Source organism: Pseudomonas sp. 5P_5.1_Bac1 (assembly GCF_025466015.1).
In the GTDB taxonomy this organism is placed as follows: domain Bacteria; phylum Pseudomonadota; class Gammaproteobacteria; order Pseudomonadales; family Pseudomonadaceae; genus Aquipseudomonas.
The window spans coordinates 92,913-114,191 of sequence record NZ_JANLNX010000108.1 but is presented as its reverse complement, the minus strand read 5'-3'; the positions used below and the strand labels follow the sequence as shown (position 1 = coordinate 114,191).

General features: G+C 65.1%; 15 protein-coding genes. 12 read left to right on the top strand and 3 right to left on the bottom strand.

Going from position 1 to position 21,279, the window contains the following annotated elements:
• Window positions 1-139 precede the first annotated feature (139 nt).
• The 7 genes from NTD82_RS23840 to glgX all read left to right on the top strand — a co-directional run bounded on the left by NTD82_RS23840 (window position 140) and on the right by glgX (window position 11,658).
• Entirely contained in the window at window positions 140-496 is a 357-nt protein-coding gene (locus NTD82_RS23840) for a response regulator (RefSeq protein WP_095153734.1), read from the top strand.
• A 446-nt stretch (window positions 497-942) separates the two neighbouring features.
• Complete coding sequence (glgA, locus tag NTD82_RS23835; RefSeq protein WP_262130534.1) at window positions 943-2,502, top strand: glycogen synthase GlgA; 1,560 nt, start codon at window positions 943-945, stop codon at window positions 2,500-2,502.
• Window positions 2,503-2,505: 3 nt separating this feature from the next.
• A complete protein-coding gene (treZ, locus tag NTD82_RS23830) occupies window positions 2,506-4,272 on the top strand; it encodes a malto-oligosyltrehalose trehalohydrolase (RefSeq protein WP_262130533.1) in 1,767 nt (588 codons plus the stop codon).
• Window positions 4,269-6,335, top strand: coding sequence for a 4-alpha-glucanotransferase (gene malQ / locus NTD82_RS23825; RefSeq protein ID WP_262130532.1), 2,067 nt, complete (start codon window positions 4,269-4,271; stop codon window positions 6,333-6,335). Before treZ ends, malQ begins: the two co-directional genes overlap by 4 nt.
• Window positions 6,332-9,133, top strand: a complete 2,802-nt coding sequence (locus NTD82_RS23820) for a malto-oligosyltrehalose synthase (RefSeq protein WP_262130531.1) — start codon at window positions 6,332-6,334, stop codon at window positions 9,131-9,133. Before malQ ends, NTD82_RS23820 begins: the two co-directional genes overlap by 4 nt.
• A 2-nt stretch (window positions 9,134-9,135) precedes the next feature.
• Entirely contained in the window at window positions 9,136-9,411 is a 276-nt protein-coding gene (locus tag NTD82_RS23815) for a DUF2934 domain-containing protein (protein WP_262130530.1), read from the top strand.
• A gap of 93 nt (window positions 9,412-9,504) precedes the next feature.
• Window positions 9,505-11,658: a glycogen debranching protein GlgX gene (gene glgX, locus NTD82_RS23810; protein ID WP_262130529.1), complete on the top strand. Its 2,154-nt coding sequence runs from the start codon at window positions 9,505-9,507 to the stop codon at window positions 11,656-11,658.
• A gap of 56 nt (window positions 11,659-11,714) precedes the next feature.
• Here the strand turns inward: glgX and NTD82_RS23805 are convergent, their stop codons facing one another.
• Window positions 11,715-11,960, bottom strand: coding sequence for an indolepyruvate ferredoxin oxidoreductase subunit alpha (locus NTD82_RS23805; protein WP_262130528.1), 246 nt, complete (start codon window positions 11,958-11,960; stop codon window positions 11,715-11,717).
• A 531-nt stretch (window positions 11,961-12,491) separates the two neighbouring features.
• Between NTD82_RS23805 and NTD82_RS23800 the strand changes: the two genes are divergently transcribed.
• Window positions 12,492-13,550, top strand: a complete 1,059-nt coding sequence (locus NTD82_RS23800; protein WP_262130527.1) for an autotransporter outer membrane beta-barrel domain-containing protein — start codon at window positions 12,492-12,494, stop codon at window positions 13,548-13,550.
• Between the two features lie 442 nt (window positions 13,551-13,992).
• Here NTD82_RS23800 and NTD82_RS23795 read toward each other — a convergent pair whose 3' ends face one another.
• Together NTD82_RS23795 and NTD82_RS23790 are read right to left on the bottom strand one after the other, a co-directional pair.
• Entirely contained in the window at window positions 13,993-14,889 is an 897-nt protein-coding gene (locus NTD82_RS23795) for a universal stress protein (protein ID WP_262130526.1), read from the bottom strand.
• Window positions 14,890-15,022: 133 nt separating this feature from the next.
• Window positions 15,023-15,370 (bottom strand): hypothetical protein, encoded by a 348-nt coding sequence (locus tag NTD82_RS23790; RefSeq protein WP_262130525.1) that lies wholly within the window; start codon window positions 15,368-15,370, stop codon window positions 15,023-15,025.
• 304 nt (window positions 15,371-15,674) lie between these two features.
• On the opposite strand from NTD82_RS23790, the gene fdnG reads away from it, so the two are divergent.
• The 4 genes from fdnG to fdhE are packed head-to-tail and all read left to right on the top strand — an operon-like array spanning window position 15,675 to window position 21,157.
• Window positions 15,675-18,725, top strand: coding sequence for a formate dehydrogenase-N subunit alpha (fdnG, locus tag NTD82_RS23785; protein ID WP_262130524.1), 3,051 nt, complete (start codon window positions 15,675-15,677; stop codon window positions 18,723-18,725).
• A gap of 10 nt (window positions 18,726-18,735) precedes the next feature.
• Window positions 18,736-19,629 (top strand): formate dehydrogenase subunit beta, encoded by an 894-nt coding sequence (gene fdxH / locus NTD82_RS23780; RefSeq protein WP_095153745.1) that lies wholly within the window; start codon window positions 18,736-18,738, stop codon window positions 19,627-19,629.
• On the top strand, window positions 19,626-20,273 hold the full coding sequence (locus NTD82_RS23775; protein WP_262130523.1) for a formate dehydrogenase subunit gamma: 648 nt from the start codon (window positions 19,626-19,628) through the stop codon (window positions 20,271-20,273). The genes fdxH and NTD82_RS23775 overlap by 4 nt, the downstream gene beginning before the upstream one ends.
• Window positions 20,270-21,157: a formate dehydrogenase accessory protein FdhE gene (gene fdhE / locus NTD82_RS23770; RefSeq protein WP_262130522.1), complete on the top strand. Its 888-nt coding sequence runs from the start codon at window positions 20,270-20,272 to the stop codon at window positions 21,155-21,157. The genes NTD82_RS23775 and fdhE overlap by 4 nt, the downstream gene beginning before the upstream one ends.
• The last annotated feature ends 122 nt before the right edge of the window (window positions 21,158-21,279 follow it).

The following is a 21,279-nucleotide window of genomic DNA, read 5'->3' as shown; positions in this document are numbered from 1 at the left end:
GCCAGTATTTGAGGCATCGGTTCGCCAATCGTTCCCTGCTTCAACGTCGACCGCTATGCTGCACATCACTGATGCCGGGGAACTTCCTGCGGCGTTGCGTTTACAGAGTCAGTAATACCTATTGCCGCAGGAGCAACCCATGCCCGCTATTCCCCCTCTTCTGGTCGTTGAAGACGACAACATCGTGCGCATGCTGTTGGTCGATGTGCTCAATGAACTGGGGTACGAGGTTACCGAGGCCCAAGACGGCGAAGAGGCACTCAAGCTGATCGAAGACCCGCAACAGCCCTTTTCGCTGATGCTCACTGACGTCGGCCTGCCCGGCATGAACGGCCAGGAACTGGCCCGCCTGACCCGCGAATTGCGCCCGCTGCTGCCGATCGTGTTTGCCAGCGGCTATGGCTCGACCATGGATGTGCCGGAAGGCATGCATGTGATTGGCAAGCCGTTCACCATCGATCAGTTGCGGGACAAGATGAAGGGGATTCTTGGTTGAACCCAGGTTGTCAGCGCCCTTGAGATCGAGCGCCGCTTGCGCGGCGCGACCCCCCAATAACCAAACTACCCCCTTCCCTTCCTCCCTTATGCAAAAACCCACCCATGTGTCTTCAATCTGAAATATGACCAGCGGGTCACATTTTCTCCGATCCCTCTCCTACACTGGCAAATCCTGCGTGGTACCGCCCGGACAACCCGACCGAAAAAAGTTGAAACTTTCGGATCACGGTACCGGTCAGGAATTTAAGTAGGTCATCGCTTCCGGCGTTCCCGGGCGCGGCCCACCCATCCCTACACTTCGTCAGTTCGCCAATGGCAGGAGCGCCATTTGGCGTAGCGCTTGCACGGGTGACAGGGACGCAACACTGCACAGCAGAAGAGAGATAGACCGAACAGGCATCGCATTAGGGTGATTCACCCGCAGAACAAGGGATGGAGAGAAGTATGATCAGTGCCGCTGTCGAACCGCATACCGAGCATTTCAATCCGGACACCAGCGCCCCCGTGGGCAGTGACATCGTCGCAACGAGCCGTGGCTATGCCGCCGACGCCAGACAGAACCGGCACAAACGCAAAGTCTTGTTCGTTACTTCGGAAATCGCCGACCTGGTCAAGACCGGCGGCCTGGGCGACGTCTCCGCCGCCCTGCCCCGCGCCATGAGCCACTTGCACGATGTCCGCGTGCTGATCCCCGGCTACCCGCAAGTGATGGAAAGCGACAACCCGATCCATGTGGTCGGCGAACTGGGTGGCCACGCGGCGCTGCCCGCTTGCCAGATCGGGCGCATGGACCTGCCGGACGGCCTGGTCATCTACGTCCTCATCTGCCCCGAGCTGTACCAGCGCGAAGGCACGCCCTACGGCGCCAACAACGGCCGTGACTGGCCCGACAACCACATCCGCTTCGCCCGCCTGGGCCTGGCCGCCGCCGAAATCGCCGCAGGCGAAGGCATGGTCCACTGGACCCCGGACCTGGTCCACGCCCACGACTGGCCCGCCGGCCTGGCCCCGGCCTATATGCACTGGCGCGGCCTGAGCACCCCGACCCTGTTCACCATTCACAACCTCGCCTACCAGGGCGTGGTCAGCCGCGCCTGCTGCCCGGAACTGGCGATCCCCGAACACGCCCTGCAACAGGAAGGCATGGAGTTCTACGGCAAGCTGTCGTTCCTCAAGGCGGGCCTGGCCTACTCCAGCCACATCACCACGGTCAGCGCCACCTACGCCCGCGAAATCACCACGCCGGCATTCGGCTGCGGGCTCGACGGGTTCCTCGACAGCAAGGCCCAGCAAGGGCTGCTCAGCGGCATTCCGAACGGCATCGACGAGAGCTGGAACTCGGCCACCGACAGCCACCTGGAACACCGCTTCGGCCTCAATGACTGGGAAGGCAAGGCGGCCAACGCCACGCAGGTGCGCGAACTGTTCGGCCTTGAGCCGTCCACCGGCCCGCTGTTCGCCGTGGTCTCGCGACTGGTCTATCAGAAAGGCCTCGACCTGACCCTGGGCGTGGCCGAGTTCATCGTCGAGCAAGGCGGCCAGCTCGCCATCATCGGCCGCGGCGAACCCGAGGAAGAACAGGCCATGCGCGAGCTGGCGGTGCGCTTCCCCGGCCGCATCGGCGTGCGCATCGGCTTCAACGAAACCGATGCCCGGCGCATGTTCGCCGGCAGCGACTTCCTGCTGATGCCGTCGCGCTACGAGCCCTGCGGCCTGAGCCAGATGTACGCGCAGCGCTTCGGTTCGTTGCCGGTGGCGCGCAATACCGGCGGCCTGGCCGACACCATCGAGAGTGGCGTCACCGGCTTCCTGTTCGACGAATCCACCGTGGAAAGCTACCGCGAGGCGCTGCAACGGGCCTTCTACGTCTTCGAGAAGAAACCGCTGCTCAACGCCATGCGCTGCCTGGCGATGACCCAACCCTTCAACTGGTGCCAGGCGGTGGAACCCTACGCCCGGCTGTACGAGGAACTGGTCGTCCGCGCCACTAGCCAGCGGGGGTAAGCCATGCCGCCCCTGCCCCTGTGCTTCAACCATGGGGCGCTGGTCGAGGACGGCCAGCGCACCCGCTTCGCGTTGTGGGCGCCCGACGCCCGCAGCGTCGAACTCGAACTGGATGGCGCGACCTTCGCCATGGCTCCCGAGGCCGATGGCTGGTTTCGCCTGCAACGGCGCTGTCCGCCGGGCAGCCTGTATCGCTACCGCATCGACGGCGACCTGTCGGTCCCCGACCCCGCTTCGCGCTTCCAACCCCAAGGCGTGCACGGCCCCAGCCAGGTCATCGCACCCCAGCGCTACCGCTGGCGTCACGATGGCTGGCGCGGCCGGCCCTGGTCGGAAGCGGTGATCCAGGAACTGCATGTCGGTCTGCTCGGCGGCTACGCCGGGGTGATGAAGGAATTGCCGCGCCTGGCCGAACTGGGCATCACCGCCATCGAACTGATGCCCATCGGCCAGTTCCCCGGCGAGCGCAATTGGGGCTACGACGGCGTTCTGCCCTTTGCCCCGCAGCACAGCTACGGCTCGCCGGAACAACTGCAAGCGCTGATCGACCAGGCCCACGGCCTCGGCCTGATGGTGCTGCTGGACGTGGTCTACAACCACTTCGGCCCCGACGGCAACTTCCTGCACCACTACGCCAGCGAATTTTTCCGTGAAGACCGGCAGACCCCCTGGGGCGCGGCCATCGATTTTCGCCGCACGGAGGTGCGCGACTTCTTCATCGAAAATGCTCTGATGTGGCTCAACGACTACCGTTTCGACGGCCTGCGCCTGGATGCGGTGCACGCCATCGACGACCCGGACTTTCTTCGCGCATTGTCTGGCGCCGTGCGCCAGCACTGTGCCCCGGACCGCCACTGCTGGCTGGTGCTGGAAAACGAGTTCAACCAGGCGCACCTGCTCGGGGCCGATTTCGACGCGCAGTGGAACGATGATGGGCACAACACCCTGCATGTGCTGCTGACCGGCGAGGAAGAAGGCTATTACGCCGATTTCCGCCAGCAACCGGCGCAGCGCCTGGCCCGCAGCCTGAGCGAAGGTTTCGTCTACCAGGGCGAAGCCGACCGCCATGGCCGGCCGCGCGGCGAGCCCAGCGGACACTTGCCGCCGAGCGCCTTCGTGCTGTTTTTGCAGAACCACGACCAGACCGGCAACCGCGCTTTCGGCGAGCGCCTGTCGACCCTGTGCGAACCCCGCGCGCTGCGCGCCGCGACCACCCTGCTGCTGCTCTCGCCGATGATTCCGCTGCTGTTCATGGGCGATGAATGGGCCAGCGAACAGCCGTTCCTGTTCTTCACCGATCACCACGACGAGCTGGCCGATGCCGTGCGCGAAGGCCGCCGCGCCGAATTCCAGGGCTTCGCCGCGTTCACCGAACCAGAGCGCCGGGAGCAGATCCCCGACCCCAACGCGTTGCAGACTTTCATCGACTCCCGCCCCCGGCGCAACAGCCACAGCGCCGCCTGGGAAGACTTCTACCGACAGCTCTTGGCTCTGCGCCGCCGTCACATCGTGCCGCACCTCGACGGCGCCCGGGCGCTGGGCACCCAAGTGCTCGGCGACAAGGCACTCAGCGCCCATTGGCGGCTGGGCGACGGCAGTGAGCTGCGCATCGACCTCAACCTCGGCCCGGAACCGGTGCAATCGGACCTGACCGAGCGTCATCAACCGTTGTTCCAATGCACTGAAGCAGTGCAACAACCAGGGACCCTGCCCCCCTTCAGCGCCCTGGTCAGCCGCATTCCTCCTTCCGCCGCGGAGTCTGCCCAATGAGTGACCTGCATCTGCACCACCTGGCCCGCCTCGCGGGCCTGGCTGTCGACTGGATCGACGCCAACGGCAAGGCGCAAAAGGTCAGTGATCCGGACTTGCGTGCCATCCTCGCCGCCCTCGGCCATCCCGCCGAGGATGCCGACAGCGTCGCCCACAGCATCAAAGCCCTGGAACAGGCCGAGGATACGCAGCACCTGCCGCCGCTGTTGACCGTCGACCTCGGCGAAGCCCTGCCGCTGGCGCACTGGTTCGACGCCGGCAACCTGTGCCACGCCGTGCTCGAAGACGGCAGCGAACAGGCCCTGCGCCTGGACGCCCAAGGTGCCCTGCCCGGCGGCCTGCCGCTCGGCTATCACCGCCTGAGCATCAACGGCCAGGGCTTCACCCTTGCCGTGGCGCCGCTGCGCTGCTTCACCCTGGCCGACGCCGACGACCACTCGAACCCGCGCAGTTGGGGCGTCAGTGCCCAGCTCTACAGCCTGCGCCGCCAGGGCGACGGCGGCTTCGGCGACTGCCTGGCCCTCGAAGCCCTGGCCCGCAGCGCCGCCGAACGCGGTGCCGATGCCCTGGCGATCAGCCCGACCCATGCCATGTTCGCCAACAACAGCCACACCTACAGCCCTTATTCGCCCTCCAGCCGGCTGTTCTACAACAGCCTCTACGCCAGCCCGGAAATCCTCCTCGGCGAACGCGCCGTGCGCGTGGCGCGGGAAAGCCTGGAACTGCCTTTCGACGAACTGGAGCAGTTGCCGCTGATCGACTGGCCACGGGCGGCCGGTGCCAAGCAGAAACTGATGCGCGTGCTGTACCGCGACTTCAGCCGCGGCGACCACCCGCAACGCGAAGACTTCAACAGCTTCCGCAAGGCCGGCGGCCAGGCGCTGGAAGACCACTGCCGCTACGAAGCCCTGCTCGACGCCGCCGCCACCAAGGGCAGCAGCCAGGACTGGCGGCGCTGGTGGGACGGCTGGCGCGAGCCGCGCAGCGTGGAGGTCGCGCAGTTCGCCGATCACTACCCGGCGGCCATCGAGTACTACGCCTTCTGCCAATGGCTGGTGGCCCGCGGCCTGGAACGGGCGCAGCAGGCGGCACGCGGCCAGGGCATGGCGGTCGGCCTGATCGCTGACCTCGCGGTCGGCGCCGACGGTGCCGGCAGCCAGGCCTGGAGCCGCCAGGACGAACTGCTGGCCGACCTGCACGTCGGCGCGCCACCGGACATCCTCAACCGCGCCGGACAGAACTGGGGCATCTGCGCCTTTTCGCCGAAAGGCCTGCGCCGCAACGGCTACCGCGCCTTTATCGAAATGCTCCGGGCCAACTTCGCCCATGCCGGCGGCCTGCGCATCGACCACGTGATGGGCCTGCAACGGCTATGGCTGATTCCCAACGGAGCCGCGGCCAGCGCCGGCGCCTACCTGCACTATCCGCTGGACGACCTGCTGCGCCTGCTCGCCCTGGAATCGGTGCGCCACCGCGCCATCGTCCTCGGCGAAGACCTCGGCACCGTGCCCGACGGCCTGCGGGAGAAACTCGCGGCGCGGGGCATCCTCGGCATGCGCGTGCTGCTGTTCGAACAGGACCCGCCGGGGCACTTCAAGCCGATCCTCGACTGGCCGGACAACGCCCTCGCCACCACCAGCACCCACGATTTGCCGCCATTGGCCGGCTGGCTGTCATCACGGGATATCGACTGGAACCACCGCCTGCAACTGATCGACGCCCTCACCGAACGGCACTGGCGCGACACCCGCCAGGGCGAAATCCGTGGCCTGCGCCAGTTGCTCGAACGCAACTACAACCAGCCCATGGACAACGACGACACGGTCATCGACGCCAGCGTGCGCTTGCTCGGCCACACCCGAGCACCGCTGGTGCTGCTGCCACTGGAGGATCTGCTGGGCGTGGACGAACAACCGAACCTGCCCGGCACCACCGAAGGCCATCCCAACTGGTGCCGCCGCTTTGCCCCGCAAGCCCGCGACCTGCTCGACGACTACGACGCCGCGCGGCGTCTGGAACTGCTGGCCCAGGCCCGCGAACAAGCCTGGGAGCGTGACCGATGAGCCCACTGACCGCGACCTTGCGCCTGCAATTTCATGCCGACTTCACCCTCGATGACGCGGTGCCGCTGGTGCCCTACTTCGCGCGCCTCGGCATCAGCCACGTCTATGCGTCGCCGCTGCTGGAGGCCCGCCCCGGCTCGCGGCACGGCTACGACGTGGTCGACCCGACCCGGGTCAGCCCGGAGCTGGGCGGCGAGGCCGCACTGGAACGCCTGGTTGCGGCGTTGCGCCAACACGGCATGGGCCTGATCCTCGACATCGTTTCCAACCACATGGCCGTGGGCGGCGAGCACAACCCCTGGTGGCAAGACCTGCTGGCCTGGGGCCGGCGCAGCCGCTACGCGGAGTTCTTCGATATCCAGTGGCATTCGCCCGACCCGCTGCTGGAAGGCCAGTTGCTCCTGCCCTTCCTCGCCGACGATTACGGCAAGGTGCTGCAGGCTGGCGAGACGCCGCTGCGTTTTTCAGCGGACACCGGGCGCTTCCAGATTCATCACCATGAACACCGCTTCCCGGTCAGCCCGCCGGACTATGCGCTGGTCCTCGCCGCCAGTCAGTTGTCGAGCCTGCGCGACCTCGCCGGGCGCTTCGCCGCGCTGCAAAACGCCGACGACGCCGAGCCGCTGCACCGCGAACTGATCGACCTGGCCCGGCTGGCCCAGGTCGCGGTGGATATCGAGCGTCTGCTGGAAGGCTTCGATGGTCGCCAGGAAGCCGGCTTCATCCGCCTGCACGGGCTGCTGGAGCGCCAGCACTATCGGCTGGCGAGTTGGCGCACGGCGGCGGACGACATCAACTGGCGGCGCTTCTTCGACGTCAACGAACTGGGCGGCCTGCGCGTCGAGCGGCCGACGGTGTTCGAAGCGACCCACGGCAAAGTTTTCGAGCTGATCGCCCGCGGCCTGGTGGACGGCCTGCGCATCGACCATATCGACGGCCTCGCCGATCCGCGCGGTTATTGCCGCAAGCTGCGCCGCCGGACCCGCGCCCTGCTGGCGCAACGGCCCTTGCACGCGGCGCTGGAGCACCTGCCGATCTATGTCGAGAAGATCCTCGGTGTCGGCGAACGCCTGCACCGCGACTGGCAAGTGGACGGCACCACCGGTTATGAATTCATGAACCAGGTGTCGCTGTTGCAACACGACCCGGCCGGCGAGGCGCCGCTCGCCAACCTGTGGCACGAGCTCACCGAGCGCCCGCCGTTCAGCGAGGAAGTCCGCCAGGCCCGGCAACTGGTGTTGCAAGGCTCCCTCGCCGGCGACTTCGAATCCGTGGCCCAGGCGCTGTTGCAGGTGGCGCGCAATGACGTGATGAGCCGCGACCTGACCTTCGGCGCGATCCGCCGCGCCTTGCAGGCACTGGTCGAGCACTACCCGGTCTACCGCACCTACATCACCGCCTGCGGTCGGCCAGAGCAGGACGAAGAGTTTTTTCAGTCCGCCCTGGAACAGGCGCGGATCAGCCTCGGCGACAGCGACGCCGGCGTGCTCGACTACCTGCAACGCTGGCTCGGCGGCGAAGCCTGGCGCCGGCTGCCACCGGGGCGGCCGCGCAAGCAACTGCGCCATGCCTGCGTGCGCTTCCAGCAACTGACCTCGCCGACGGCCGCCAAGGCAGTGGAAGACACCGCCTTCTATCGCTCGGCGGTGCTGCTCTCGCGCAATGACGTGGGCTTCGAGGCCGAGCGTTTCAGTGCGCCCGCCGAGGACTTCCACGCCCACTGCCAGCAACGGCTGGCCGAGTTCCCCGACAACCTGCTGGCGACCGCCACCCACGACCACAAGCGCGGCGAAGACCTGCGTGCCCGCCTCGCGGTGATCAGCGAGCGCGCCGACTGGTTCGCCAGCCGCATCGAACATTGGCGCGAGCTGGCCGAACCGCTGCGCCAGGCACTGGCCGACGGCCCCGCGCCCACCGCCGGCGATGAACTGATGCTCTACCAGACCCTGCTCGGCAGTTGGCCCCTGGAGTTGCGCGCCGACGATGAGCCGGGGCTGCGCCGCTACGCCGAACGCCTGCATGAATGGCAACGCAAGGCGCTGCGCGAGGCCAAGTTGCGCAGCAGTTGGAGCGCGCCCAACACCGACTATGAAGACGCCTGCGCCGCCTTTATCGACGGCCTGCTGCTGGACCGTCAGTCCCAGCAACTGCGTCATTCCCTGGCGGACGCCGCTAACGCGCTGGCCTGCCCCGGAGCGCTGAACAGCCTGGTGCAGTGCCTGTTGCGCATGACCGCGCCGGGCGTGCCCGATCTGTACCAGAGCAACGAATTCTGGGATTTCAGCCTGGTCGACCCGGACAACCGCCGCCCGGTGGATTTCGCGGTACGCCGCCAGGCCCTCGACGACAGCCAGGCACCCGAGGCGCTGCTTGGCGCGTGGCGCGACGGGCGCGTCAAGCAGGCGTTGATCGCCCAGGTGCTGGAGCGGCGCCGGCAATACGCCGACCTGTTCCTGCGTGGCGCCTACCTGCCGCTTGAAGTGCGCGGCGAACACGCCGGAAACGTCCTCGCCTTCGCCCGTCTCGGCGAAGAGCAACGGGCCGTCGTCATCGTTCCCCGCCTTGCCGGCAATCTGCTCGGCAACACCGCACACCCGCTGATCCCGGCACAGAACTGGGGCGATACCCGGGTGGTTCTGCCGTTCGCCTTGTCCACTGCCAATTGCACGGGACTTTTCGATCAGCGCGCAGTCACAAGCATCAAGGAGCCCGGCTCCCGGGAGCTGTGGCTGAACACCGCGCTGGAGCGCTTTCCCGTGAATCTTTTCATTGAGCACATTGAGTCATCAGGAGCGTAGCCATGAGTGTCGAGGAAAAACGTATCCGCGAATTCGCGTATCAGATCTGGGAGTCGGAGGGTAAGCCGGAAGGCCACGAAGCGCGTCATTGGGAAATGGCGCGCAAGCTGGCCGAAGCCGAGGCGCTGGCGCCCAAGGCCAGCACCGCGAAAAAACCCAAGGCCAGTGCCAGCGCCAAGCCTAAAGCCGAACCCGCGCCCACTCTGGGCAAGGCCACACCGGCCAAGAGCGAGCCGGCGAAAAAGCCGCGTACACCGAAGAAATCCGCTCCACTCTGACCCTGCGTCGGTCCCGTTTCGTTCACCACCCGCCGCGGTAGCGCTTGCTACCGCGTCGGCTGGCCGTTCCCGTCAACCCGCTTCAGGTGCCCAATGAGCCGAACCGATAAACCCGAAACCGCCCACACCGAACCCTCGCGCATTCGTGAAGGCCTGCCCTTTCCCCTGGGTGCTACCTGGGACGGACTGGGGGTCAACTTCGCCCTGTTCTCGGCCAATGCCACCAAGGTGGAACTCTGTCTGTTCGATGCCAGCGGCGAAACCGAAATCGAGCGGATCGAGCTGCCGGAATACACCGACGAAATCTTCCACGGCTACCTGCCCGACGCCCACCCCGGGCTGATCTACGGCTACCGCGTGCACGGCCCGTACGACCCGGGCAACGGCCATCGCTTCAACCCCAACAAACTGCTGATCGACCCCTACGCCAAGCAGCTGGTGGGCGGCTTGAAATGGTCCGAAGCGCTGTTCGGCTACACCATTGGCCACCCCGACGGCGACCTCAGTTTCGATGAGCGCGACAGCGCGCCCTTCGTGCCCAAGTGCAAGGTCATCGACCCCGCCTACACTTGGGGCCGCGACCGCCGCGTCGGCACCCCGTGGGAAAAGACCATCCTCTACGAAGCCCACACCCGTGGCATCAGCATGCGGCACCCGGCCGTGCCCGACGCGTCCCGCGGGACCTTCGCCGGACTGATGAATGACGAGTTGCTGGACCACATCAAGCAACTGGGCGTGACCGCCATCGAGCTGCTGCCGATCCACGCCTTCGTCAACGACCAGCACCTGCTGCAAAAGGGCCTGAACAACTATTGGGGCTACAACAGCATCGCCTTCTTCGCGCCGCATCCGCGCTACCTGGCCAAGGGCAAGATCGCCGAGTTCAAGGAAATGGTCGCGCACCTGCACGACGCCGGTCTGGAGGTGATCCTCGACGTGGTCTACAACCACACCGCCGAGGGCAACGAGCTGGGCCCGACCCTGTCGATGCGCGGTATCGACAACGCCTCCTACTACCGCCTGATGCCCGACGACAAACGCTACTACATCAACGATTCCGGCACCGGCAACACCCTCGATCTCAGCCACCCGTGCGTGCTGCAACTGGTCACCGACTCGCTGCGCTACTGGGCCGGTGAGATGCACGTGGACGGCTTCCGCTTCGACCTGGCGACCATTCTCGGGCGCTACCACGAAGGTTTCGACGAACGTCACAGCTTCCTTGTCGCCTGCCGCCAGGACCCGCTGCTGAGCCAGGTGAAATTGATCGCCGAACCCTGGGACTGCGGCCCCGGCGGTTATCAGGTGGGTAACTTCGCCCCTGGCTGGGCGGAATGGAACGACCGTTTCCGCGACACCGTGCGTGCATTCTGGAAAGGCGACGAAGGCCAGCTCGCGGATTTCGCCGCGCGCATGACCGCCTCCGGCGAGCTGTTCAATCGCCGCGGCCGGCGGCCCTACGCCTCGGTCAACTTCATCACCGCCCACGACGGTTTCACCCTGCGCGACCTGGTCTCGTACAACGACAAGCACAACGAGGACAACGACGAAAACAACCAGGACGGCAGCAACAACAACCTGTCCTGGAACCACGGCGCCGAAGGCCCCACCGACGACCCCGAAATCAAGGCCCTGCGCCTGCGCCAGATGCGCAACTTCTTCGCCACTCTGCTGCTGGCCCAGGGCACGCCGATGATCGTTGCCGGCGACGAATTCAGCCGCACCCAGCACGGCAACAACAACGCCTACTGCCAGGACAGCGAGATCGGCTGGATCAACTGGGACCTGGACGAAGACGGCACGGCGCTGCTCAAGTTCGTCAAGCGCCTGACCCGGCTGCGCCAGGCCTACCCGATCCTGCGTCGGGCGCGGTTCCTGGTCGGCGACTACAACGAGGCCATCGGCGTCAAGGACGTCACCTGGCTGGCGCCCGATGCTAGCGAGATGACCGTGGAGCAATGGGAAGACAGCCAGGGCCGCTGCCTCGGCATGTTGATGGACGGCCGCGCCCAGGCCAGCGGGATTCGCAAACCGGGTGCCGACGCGACCCTGCTGCTGATCGTCAACGCCCACCACGACACCGTCCCCTTCACCCTGCCCGAAGTGCCGCAAGGCGAATACTGGAACTGCCTGATCGACACCGACCGGCCCACCTTGCGCAAAGGCCACAAGCTCGAGTTCGGCAGCGAATTCCAGGTCACCGGGCGCAGCCTGTTGCTGCTGGAGTTGCAGCGGGACGAAGACTGACGCCATGACCCGCCGCGCTGCCACGGGCCGGGCAGCGCGGCGGGTCATACCGTTACTCAGTACTTTTTGGCTTCACGGTGAGTACGGCTTTGGTCCAGGTTGAGCTTTATGAACTTCGGATCGGGAACCTCTTCATCGAGGTAGATCGCGTGATGCGGGCACACCTTTGCGCACTCGTCACAATCGATACAGGTGTCGGGGTCTATCACCAGTGTGTTTTTGCCCTGGAAGATGCAGACAACCGGACACACTTTCAGGCATGACTTGTCGTTTTTGCATTTATCCGTAATGACGTAGGCCATCATCCTTCCTCCCTCACCGCAGCGGTAACTCCATACTGAACGTGAGGAGAAAAAACACACCTGGCAAAAATGTCAGTCTTGCCAAGCGAATCGTTATTAGCAGCATGCCTTTAATGCGCTAATGCCAATCACCGCAGCGTGACACCGCGCCTGAGTACGCCAATGTGTGACGTGGGTTTTACAGACGCACCGCCCTGTCACGCACAATTCGCCCGCCACCTGCAACCATTCGAAATAGCCGGCCCCGTGTAAATTCACTCTCTGACTATGCGCCGCGCAAGTGCTCGGTTATTCAGCCACTTAGGCTGTTCACCGATCTGTTCACACCGGCTTCACACATTCTTGACGCGCCTGCCCTGATCTCCTTGACTTCACTTTAGCTTCACCCGTGAAAACTCAATCCGAGCCTCTAGCTCGCGCGTTCGCGCGCGGGTCGTGGATCGTTTTGCTGGTTTGGGTCGCCCCTCTGTGCTGGTTTGCAGGCCGTGACATCAGGCCAGACCCTTGGCTGTTACACAGAGGAGATCCGCCATGAAAAAACCGTCGACGGCCACAGGCCTTGAGTCGATTTTCTTTGCGGTTTCCACGTCGCTGCTCATGGCAACCCCGGTGGAATCACAAGCAATCGGCCTGGAAGACCAGGACCCGCTGTTCAAACTCGACGTCCCCACCCTGTCCCTGCAACCGGTGAGTTTCCCCGGGCTTGGGCGCGACACCCTGAGCGCGTTTTCCGAGCGCATGGCCGAACGCAGCGGCCCGGCGCAACCGGAGCTGATGCAGAGCCAATGGGCGCAATTCTTCCCGACCGCGAGCAAGCCAGCGCAAACCGATGCCCGCTTGCAGGCACCGGGCAGCGACCTGCGCATGAGCCCTGATCTGTTCATCCGCGAAACCGCCGGCGGCAGCACGCACCGGGCGGGGATTTTCGTCGGGCACAGCACCCTGCAAAGCGGCTTCGACGGCAAGCGCCCGAGCGTGGGCGAACGGCAGAACAACGTCCGTCTGGAAGGTGAAAGCCTGGGGATGTACTGGAGTTTGCAGCATGACCAGGGCTGGCATGTCGACGCCGTGGCCATGGGCACCCGCTTCGACGCCAGCGGGCGCAATGCTGCAGGCGAGCGCATCGACGGCGACGGGCATGCGCTGACCTTCTCGGTGGAAGGTGGCTTCCCCATCGGCCTGGGCAAGAACTGGGTGATCGAGCCACAGGCGCAGTTGATCAACCAGCAGTACTTCGCCGGCAACCCGGCGCAGGCTGATGCCTTGCAGGCGCTGGACGGCCAGCCGAGCTGGAGCGGCCGGGTCGGTGCGCGGCTGTCCGGGCACTATGAAGTGCGCGGCATGCCGATCGAACCCTATGTGCGGACCAACGTCTGGTACGACTTCTCCAACGCCGACACGGTGACGCTGGACAAGGTCGACAAGATCAGCAGCGGGCGTAATTCGGCCACAGTGGAACTGGGTTTGGGGCTGGTGGCGCGGGTCTCGCCGAAGGTGGCGCTGTTCGTCAGCGCGGATTACAGCAGTGATGTGGATGACAACGATTTGAATGGGTTGATCGGGAATCTGGGGGTGCGGGTGAGGTGGTGAACGATGGCTAATTGCAGGGGCATGCCGGGAGTTTTCCAGCGCTCTTTAGATCGAGCGCCGCCCGCGCGGCGCATCGCGACGGTTCGGCGCCCCGACAAGCTCGCTCCTACATCGGTTGCAACGTGCCTATGCCTGTCAGGCCATGGTTGGCCGCCTTATTCGTACGACGCGGTCTCGAGTCGACCTCAACAGCCTCTCCGCGATTCACCGTCAAACACCAAAGGCGGGCAACTCAATTCATACAGACCATGGCACGTTGCAACCGATGTAGGAGCGAGCTTGCTCGCGATGCGCCGCGCGGGCGGCGCTCGATCTGGAGAACGCTGAAAAGCTTTCGGCTAGCGCCTGGTCGCCATTACCCGGTTTTCTGACTGACGCTTCATGGTCTTCATACAGCCAAAAGATCTGTAGATACCCATGCAGCGATGCGACATGCGCCGCTCTATTCCTCCCCGCGCACCGCCAGCACATTGCACGGCAAATGCTGCAACACATGCTCGGTCGTACTGCCCAGCAACCCGCTCGCACCGCGCCGCTGGCTGCTGCCCATGACGATCACATCCGCCCGGTGATGCCCGGCATATTCGCCAATCGCATGGCTCGCCGGCCCGCTGACGAAATGCCGGTTGGCCTCGGGTACGCCGTGGCTGTCGGCCAGGTGTTCGAATGCCAGTTGCGCCGAGCGCCGCACTTCGCTGTTGAAGCCGGGCATGGTCACGGCGCCGGCACCGAAATCGGCGATGTGGGTCTGGGCCACGTCCCAGGCATGCAGCAGGTGCAGGTCGGCATCGCATTGCACGGCCATGGCGTTGGCGGCACGGATCACCCGTTCGTTGATGCGGGTGTGCTGGCTGTCCGGGTGCAGGGTGTCCACGGCGGCGATGATCACCCGCGGCAACGGGCAGCGCACTTCGCTGACCAGGTGCAGCGGCACCGGGCAATCGCGCAGCAAGTGCCAGTCCGGCGGGGTGAGGAAAACCCGGCGCAGGGCGGATTCGTGATGCACGTCCTTGACCACCAGGTCCGGCTGCATCTCTTCCACATGTTCGATGATGTCTTTCAGCACCTCGCGGCTCACCTGCACCTCGCAGGTCACTTCCAGGCCGTCGTGGCGCAGTTGCCCGGCTTCGTCGCGCAGCCAGGTCCAGGCTTCCTGCTCCATCGACTGGCGCAGCGCCGAACCGCTGGACATGCGCCCGAGCAGGTCACCTTCTTCGATGAAAACAGCGATGTGCAGGGCCGCGTCGGTGGCTTTGGCAATGGCCACGGCACGTTCCAGGGCCGGGGTATGCCGCAGGCTCGGCGCGGCGATCATGAAGATTCGTTGATACTGGCTCATGAGACACCTCCAAACGGGTTGTCCGCTCGCGCCCCCACGTACAGCGAGGATGATCAACGCACCCGGCCAATGCGGCCAAAGGCGGTCGATACCGGCACAACGCCGGTATCGTTACTTCAGTATATGCCCGTGCTCAGAGACAGGTGGCCAGGGCCGCCATACGGCGCTGGGCCAGGGCGTCATCCTTTTGCGCGTAGAACTTGACCAGGCTGCCGCCGCCGGCCGCGGTGATATCGGCAAAGTACTCGCCGCCACGGGTGGAAACCGTGACCACGCCGCTCACCTGCTCCTGGTAGCCGCTGGCATCGACACCGAACGAAGCCTCGTCCTGCCAGGTGAACTGGACGCACTCGGCGACCTTGGCTACGTCTTTGGTCGAATTGAAAATCCTGTCCGGTTGGCCAACCCGGGCCTGGTTCATGGCCGACGAGGCGCAGCCCGCCAGCAGGGTCGCGGCGACGATCGCCAGTGCAGTGCGCATGTTTCACCTCTGTGAACGCAAAAGGGAGCGACTGTAGCACTGGCCGGGCCAGCCCCGAAAACCCTGTTTTTTGTGCGCCAATAGACAGGGTCGATCACGCCATCAACAAGGTCGATTAGTCACACAAAAAACGCGGGAATACACTCCCCCGCGAATGCGACAAATAGTCCTCCCTAGAGAAGGGACAGCGGCGTATTCCCTGCATGCTTTTGCCTGAAGACCACTTACCGATCCTGACGCTTTTCCCGGCGGGCACTCCTGTGCACGGCCGTTTCGTGAGGTCGTCCGTAATAAGGAGATAATCATGGGACTGGGTAGACGACAGTTCTTCAAACTGTGCACCGTCGGCGCGGCCACCGCGACCTGCGCCACCCTGGGATTTGCGCCGGGTATGGCCCAAGCCACCCAATCGCGGCAGTACAAACTGCTGCGCGCCAAGGAAACCCGCAACAACTGCACCTATTGCTCAGTGGGCTGCGGCCTGCTGATGTACAGCCTCGGCGACGGCGCGAAGAACGCCAAGGCGCGTATCTTCCACATCGAAGGCGACCCGGATCATCCGGTCAGCCGCGGCTCGCTGTGCCCGAAAGGCGCGGGGCTGGTGGACTACATCCACAGCGACCAGCGCCTGCTGTTCCCCGAGTACCGCGCGCCGGGTTCGGACAAATGGCAGCGGGTCAGCTGGGACTACGCCATCGAGCGCATCGCGCGCCTGATGAAGGACGACCGCGACGCCAACTTCATCGAGAAGAACGCCAAGGGCACCACCGTCAACCGCTGGCTCAGCACCGGCATGCTCTGCTCTTCGGCGGCCAGCAGCGAGACCGGCTCGCTGGACCAGCGCTTCACCCGCGCCCTGGGCATCCTCGGCACCGACAGCCAGGCCCGGGTCTGCCACGCGCCGACCGTAGCCGCGCTGGCGCCGACCTTCGGCCGCGGTGCGATGACCAACAGTTGGGTCGACATCAAGAACGCCAACGTCGTGATGATCATGGGCGGCAACCCCGCCGAAGCGCACCCGGTGGGCTTCAAGTGGGTGATCGAGGCGAAGATTCGCAACGGCGCCAAGGTCATCGTGGTCGATCCGCGCTTCAACCGCAGCGCTGCGGTGGCGGATATCTACGCGCCGGTGCGCGCAGGCTCCGACGTGACCTTCCTGATGGGCATGGTCAATTACCTGATCACCCACGACAAAATCCAGCACGAATACGTGCGCGCCTACACCAACGCCAGCCTGATCGTGCGCGAGGACTACCACTTCGACGAGGGCCTGTTCAGCGGCTATGACGCCAACAAGCGCAGCTACGACCGCGCCTCGTGGAACTACGAGCTGGACGAAAACGGCTTCGCCAAGCGCGACATGAGCCTGAGCCACCCGCGCTGCGTGTGGAACCTGCTCAAGGCCCACGTCGCCCGCTATACCCCGGAAATGGTCAGCAATGTCTGTGGCACCGCGCAGGAAGATTTCCTGAAGATCTGCGAAATCCTCGGCGAGACCAGCGCCCCGGACAAGACCGCCACCTTCCTCTATGCGCTGGGCTGGACCCACCACACCAACGGCGCGCAGATGATCCGCGGCTCGGGCATGCTGCAGTTGCTGCTGGGCAACATCGGCATGGCCGGCGGCGGCGTCAACGCCCTGCGCGGTCACTCCAACATCCAGGGCTACACCGACCTCGGCCTGCTGTCGCTGCGCCTGCCGGGCTACATGAACCTGCCCTCCGACGCCCAGACCGACCTTGCCACCTACCTCAAGCAGACCACGCCGAGCGCGGTGCTGCCCGACCAGGTCAACTACTACAAGAACACCCCGAAATTCTTCGTCAGCCTGATGAAGAGCTTCTGGGGAGACAAGGCGACCAAGGAAAACGACTGGGGCTTCGACTGGCTGCCGAAGTGGGATGACAGCTACGACGTCATCAACTTCACCAACCGCATGTACGAAGGCAAGGTCAACGGCTATATCGCCCAGGGCTTCAACCCGGTGGCGGCGTTCCCGGACAAGAACAAGGCCCAGGAAGCCCTGGCCAAGCTCAAGTTCCTGGTGATCATCGACCCGCTGGCGACCGAGACCTCGAGCTTCTGGAAGAACCACGGCGAAGAGCACAACGTCGACACTGCGGCGATCCAGACCGAAGTGTTCCGCCTGCCCTCCTCCTGCTTCGCCGAGGAAGACGGTTCGATCGTCAACTCCTCGCGCTGGCTGCAATGGCACTGGGCGGGCGCCGCGCCACCCGGCGAGGCCTGGCACGACGGCAAGATCCTCGGCCACCTGTTCATGAAGCTGCGCGAGCTCTACCAGAAGGAAGGCGGCGCCAACCCTGCGCCGCTGCTCAACATGGCCTGGGACTACGCCGACCCGCTGGACCCCAAGCCCGAGGAAGTGGCCAAGGAATCCAACGGCCGCGCGCTGGTCGACCTGTTCGACGACAAGGGCGCGCTGATCCTGCGCAAGGGCCAGTTGCTCAATGACTTCGGCCAACTGCGCGATGACGGCAGCACCGTGTGCTTCAACTGGATCTTCGCCGGCTGCTGGACCGAGCAAGGCAACCAGATGGCCCGTCGCGACAACACCGACTCGGGCCTGGGCAACACGCCGGGCTGGGCCTGGGCCTGGCCGCAAAACCGCCGCGTGCTGTACAACCGCGCCTCGGCCGACCCTGCCGGCAACCCGTGGGATCCGAAGCGCAAGCTGATCGGCTGGGACGGCACGCGCTGGAGCGGCGTCGATGTCCCGGACTTCGCCCCGACCATTGCCCCCGGCACTGGCACCTGCCCGTTCATCATGCTGCCCGAAGGCGTGGGCCGGCTGTTCTCGGTGGGCGCGCTCAACGACGGGCCGTTCCCCGAGCACTACGAGCCGACCGAAAGCCCACTGGCGAGCAACCCGCTGCACCCGGCCGTGACCTACAGCCCGACCGCGCGGATCTACGACCACGACCGCTCACGGATGGGCAAGCGCGAGCAGTTCCCATACGTCGCCACCACCTACTCGATCACCGAGTTGTTCCGGCACTGGACCAAGCACTCTCGCCTGAACGCGATCATCCAGCCCGAGCAGTTCGTCGAGATCGGCGAAAAGCTCGCGGCGGAAAAAGGCATCAAGCAGGGCGATCGGGTCAAGGTCAGCACCCAGCGCGGCTACATCAAGGCCAAGGCCGTGGTGACCAAGCGCATCCAGCGCCTGACCATCGACGGCCAGCCCGTGGACACCATCGGTATCCCCTGCCACTGGGGCTACGAAGGTGCGGCGCGCAAGGGTTTCCTGGCCAACACCCTGACCCCGGGCGTCGGCGACTCCAATACCCATACGCCGGAATACAAGGCGTTTCTCGTGAACGTGGAAAAGGTCTGAGGGAGCACTCATGTCATACCAATCCCAGGACATCATCAAACGCTCCGCCACCAGCGCGCTGACGCCGCCCCCCCAGGCGCGCAGTCACCAGGCCGAAGTGGCCAAGCTGATCGACGTGAGCATCTGCATCGGCTGCAAGGCCTGCCAGGTCGCGTGCAACGAGTGGAACGACCTGCGTGACGAGGTTGGCCACAACGTCGGCGTCTACGACAACCCCGCCGACCTGACGGCGGAAACCTGGACGCTGATGCGCTTCGACGAAGTCGAGAGCGAAAGCGGCAAGCTCGAATGGCTGATCCGCAAGGACGGCTGCATGCACTGCGCCGACCCCGGCTGCCTGAAAGCCTGCCCGCAACCGGGGGCGATCATCCAGTACGCCAACGGCATCGTCGACTTCCAGTCCGAGCACTGCATCGGCTGCGGCTACTGCATCGCCGGCTGCCCGTTCGACGTGCCGCGGATCAACAAGAAGGACAACAAGGCCTACAAGTGCACCCTGTGCGTCGACCGCGTGTCGGTCGGCCAGGAACCGGCCTGCGTCAAGACCTGCCCCACCGGCGCGATCAATTTCGGCAGCAAGGACGACATGAAGCACCTGGCCGCCGAGCGTGTCGAGGAGTTGCACGGTCGTGGCTTCGCCGGGGCCGGCCTGTATGACCCGCAAGGCGTCGGCGGCACCCACGTCATGTACGTGCTGCAACACGCCGACAAACCGCACTTGTACCACAAGCTGCCCACCGACCCGCGCATCAGCGGCGCGGTGCAAGGCTGGAAAGGCTGGCTCAAACCCGTGGCGGCGGCGGCCTTCTTCGCCACCCTGGCCGGGACCATCTTCCACTATGTCGGCGTCGGTCCCAATGAAGTGGACGAGGAAGAAAAACACGACGAGGAGACCCCCGCATGAACAAGGACAAACTGATCCTGCGCACGCGCTTCATCGAACGCGCGAGCCACTGGCTGATGGTGATCTGCTTCTTCACCGTGGCGCTGTCCGGGCTGTCGTGGTTCTTCCCGTCGCTCAACGGCCTCAACGCGGTGTTCGGCACGCCGCAGATGGCGCGCATCCTCCACCCGTTTTTCGGCGTGGTGGTGTTCGTGCTGCTGATGTTCCTGTTCGTGCGTTTCGTGCGCTACAACCTGCCCGAGGCCGAAGACCGTATCTGGTTCAAGAACCTGCCGCAGGTGCTGTCCGGCAAGCATGAGCCGGCGCTGCAGATCGGCAAGTACAACGCCGGTCAGAAGGTGCTGTTCTGGGGAATCATGGGGCTGATCAGCCTGTTGCTGCTCAGCGGTGTGGTGATCTGGCGGCCGTATTTCGCGCCGCTGTTCTCGATTCCGACCATCCGCATCGGCCTGCTGGTACACGCCCTGGCCGGCATCGGCCTGATCCTGCTGGTGATCGGCCACGCGTACCTGGCGTTCTGGGTCAAGGGCTCGATCCGCGGCATGGTCACCGGCTACGTGTCCCATCGCTGGGCGAAAACCCACCATGACCGCTGGTATCGGCAGATCAGCAACAAGCAGAGCAGCAACGGGAAAAGCCAATGAGCAGTATCCAGATGACCCCGGTGGAACCGCTCAAGGCCGCGGTGGGCGAGATCCCGCCGGTGTTCCTGCCGCTCAACGCCGGGCGCTACACCGCGCGGGCCGCGCGCCTGCGCCAGTTGGCTGAAGACCACCCGATGGCCGACTACCTGGGTTTCGTGGCCGGGCTGGTGGAGGCACAGCAGCACGTGCTGGATTCGTTGCCGCTGCCGTCCGCGCTGATCGACGCCCTGCCCGACCGGCTTGGTCAGGACCATCCGCCGCTGGAATGCAGCACCTTCCCCCGTGACGGTTACTGGCTGGCCGTGCTGCGGCAACTGGGCGAGCACCTGGAGCATCCGACCCTGCAAGGTCTGCTGCAACAGAATGCGCTGAGCCTGGAAGCCGCCGCCGATGCGTTGCTCGCCGGCGACTACGAGCAGGTCGACAGCGGCCAGGCGTTGTTCCTGTGGAGCGCGTTGTCGCTGTACTTCAGCCAGATGGCCGCGCATTTGCCGGCCAGCGGCAAGGCCCACGGCGAACAACGCCAGCACTGCCCGGTGTGCGCCAGCGCGCCGGTGGCCAGCAGCATCCTCACCGGCGCCCAGTCCGGGTTGCGCTACCTGCATTGCGGCTTGTGCGAAAGCCGCTGGCATATGGTCCGGCTCAAATGCAGCAACTGCGAAGCGACCGGCGCGCTGGACTACTGGTCGCTGGACAGCGAGAAAGCGCCGGTCAAGGCCGAAAGCTGCGGCGAGTGCCAGAGCTACCTGAAAGTGTTCTACCCGGAACATGACAAAGACCTGGAAGTGCTCGCCGACGACCTGGCGTCGCTGGGGCTGGATGCCGAGGTGGAGCGTGAAGGGTTTGGGCGCAGTGGCGTGAGTCCGTTCTTGTTTCCGGGGTAACCCATCGCGAGCACGCTCGCCCTACCGTTTAGCACGCCTCCCGTAGGAGCGAGCTTGCTCGCGAAGCGCCGCACAAGCGGCGCCGCACCCCAGCGGCAACAATCGCCTGCCGCGCCTCACTC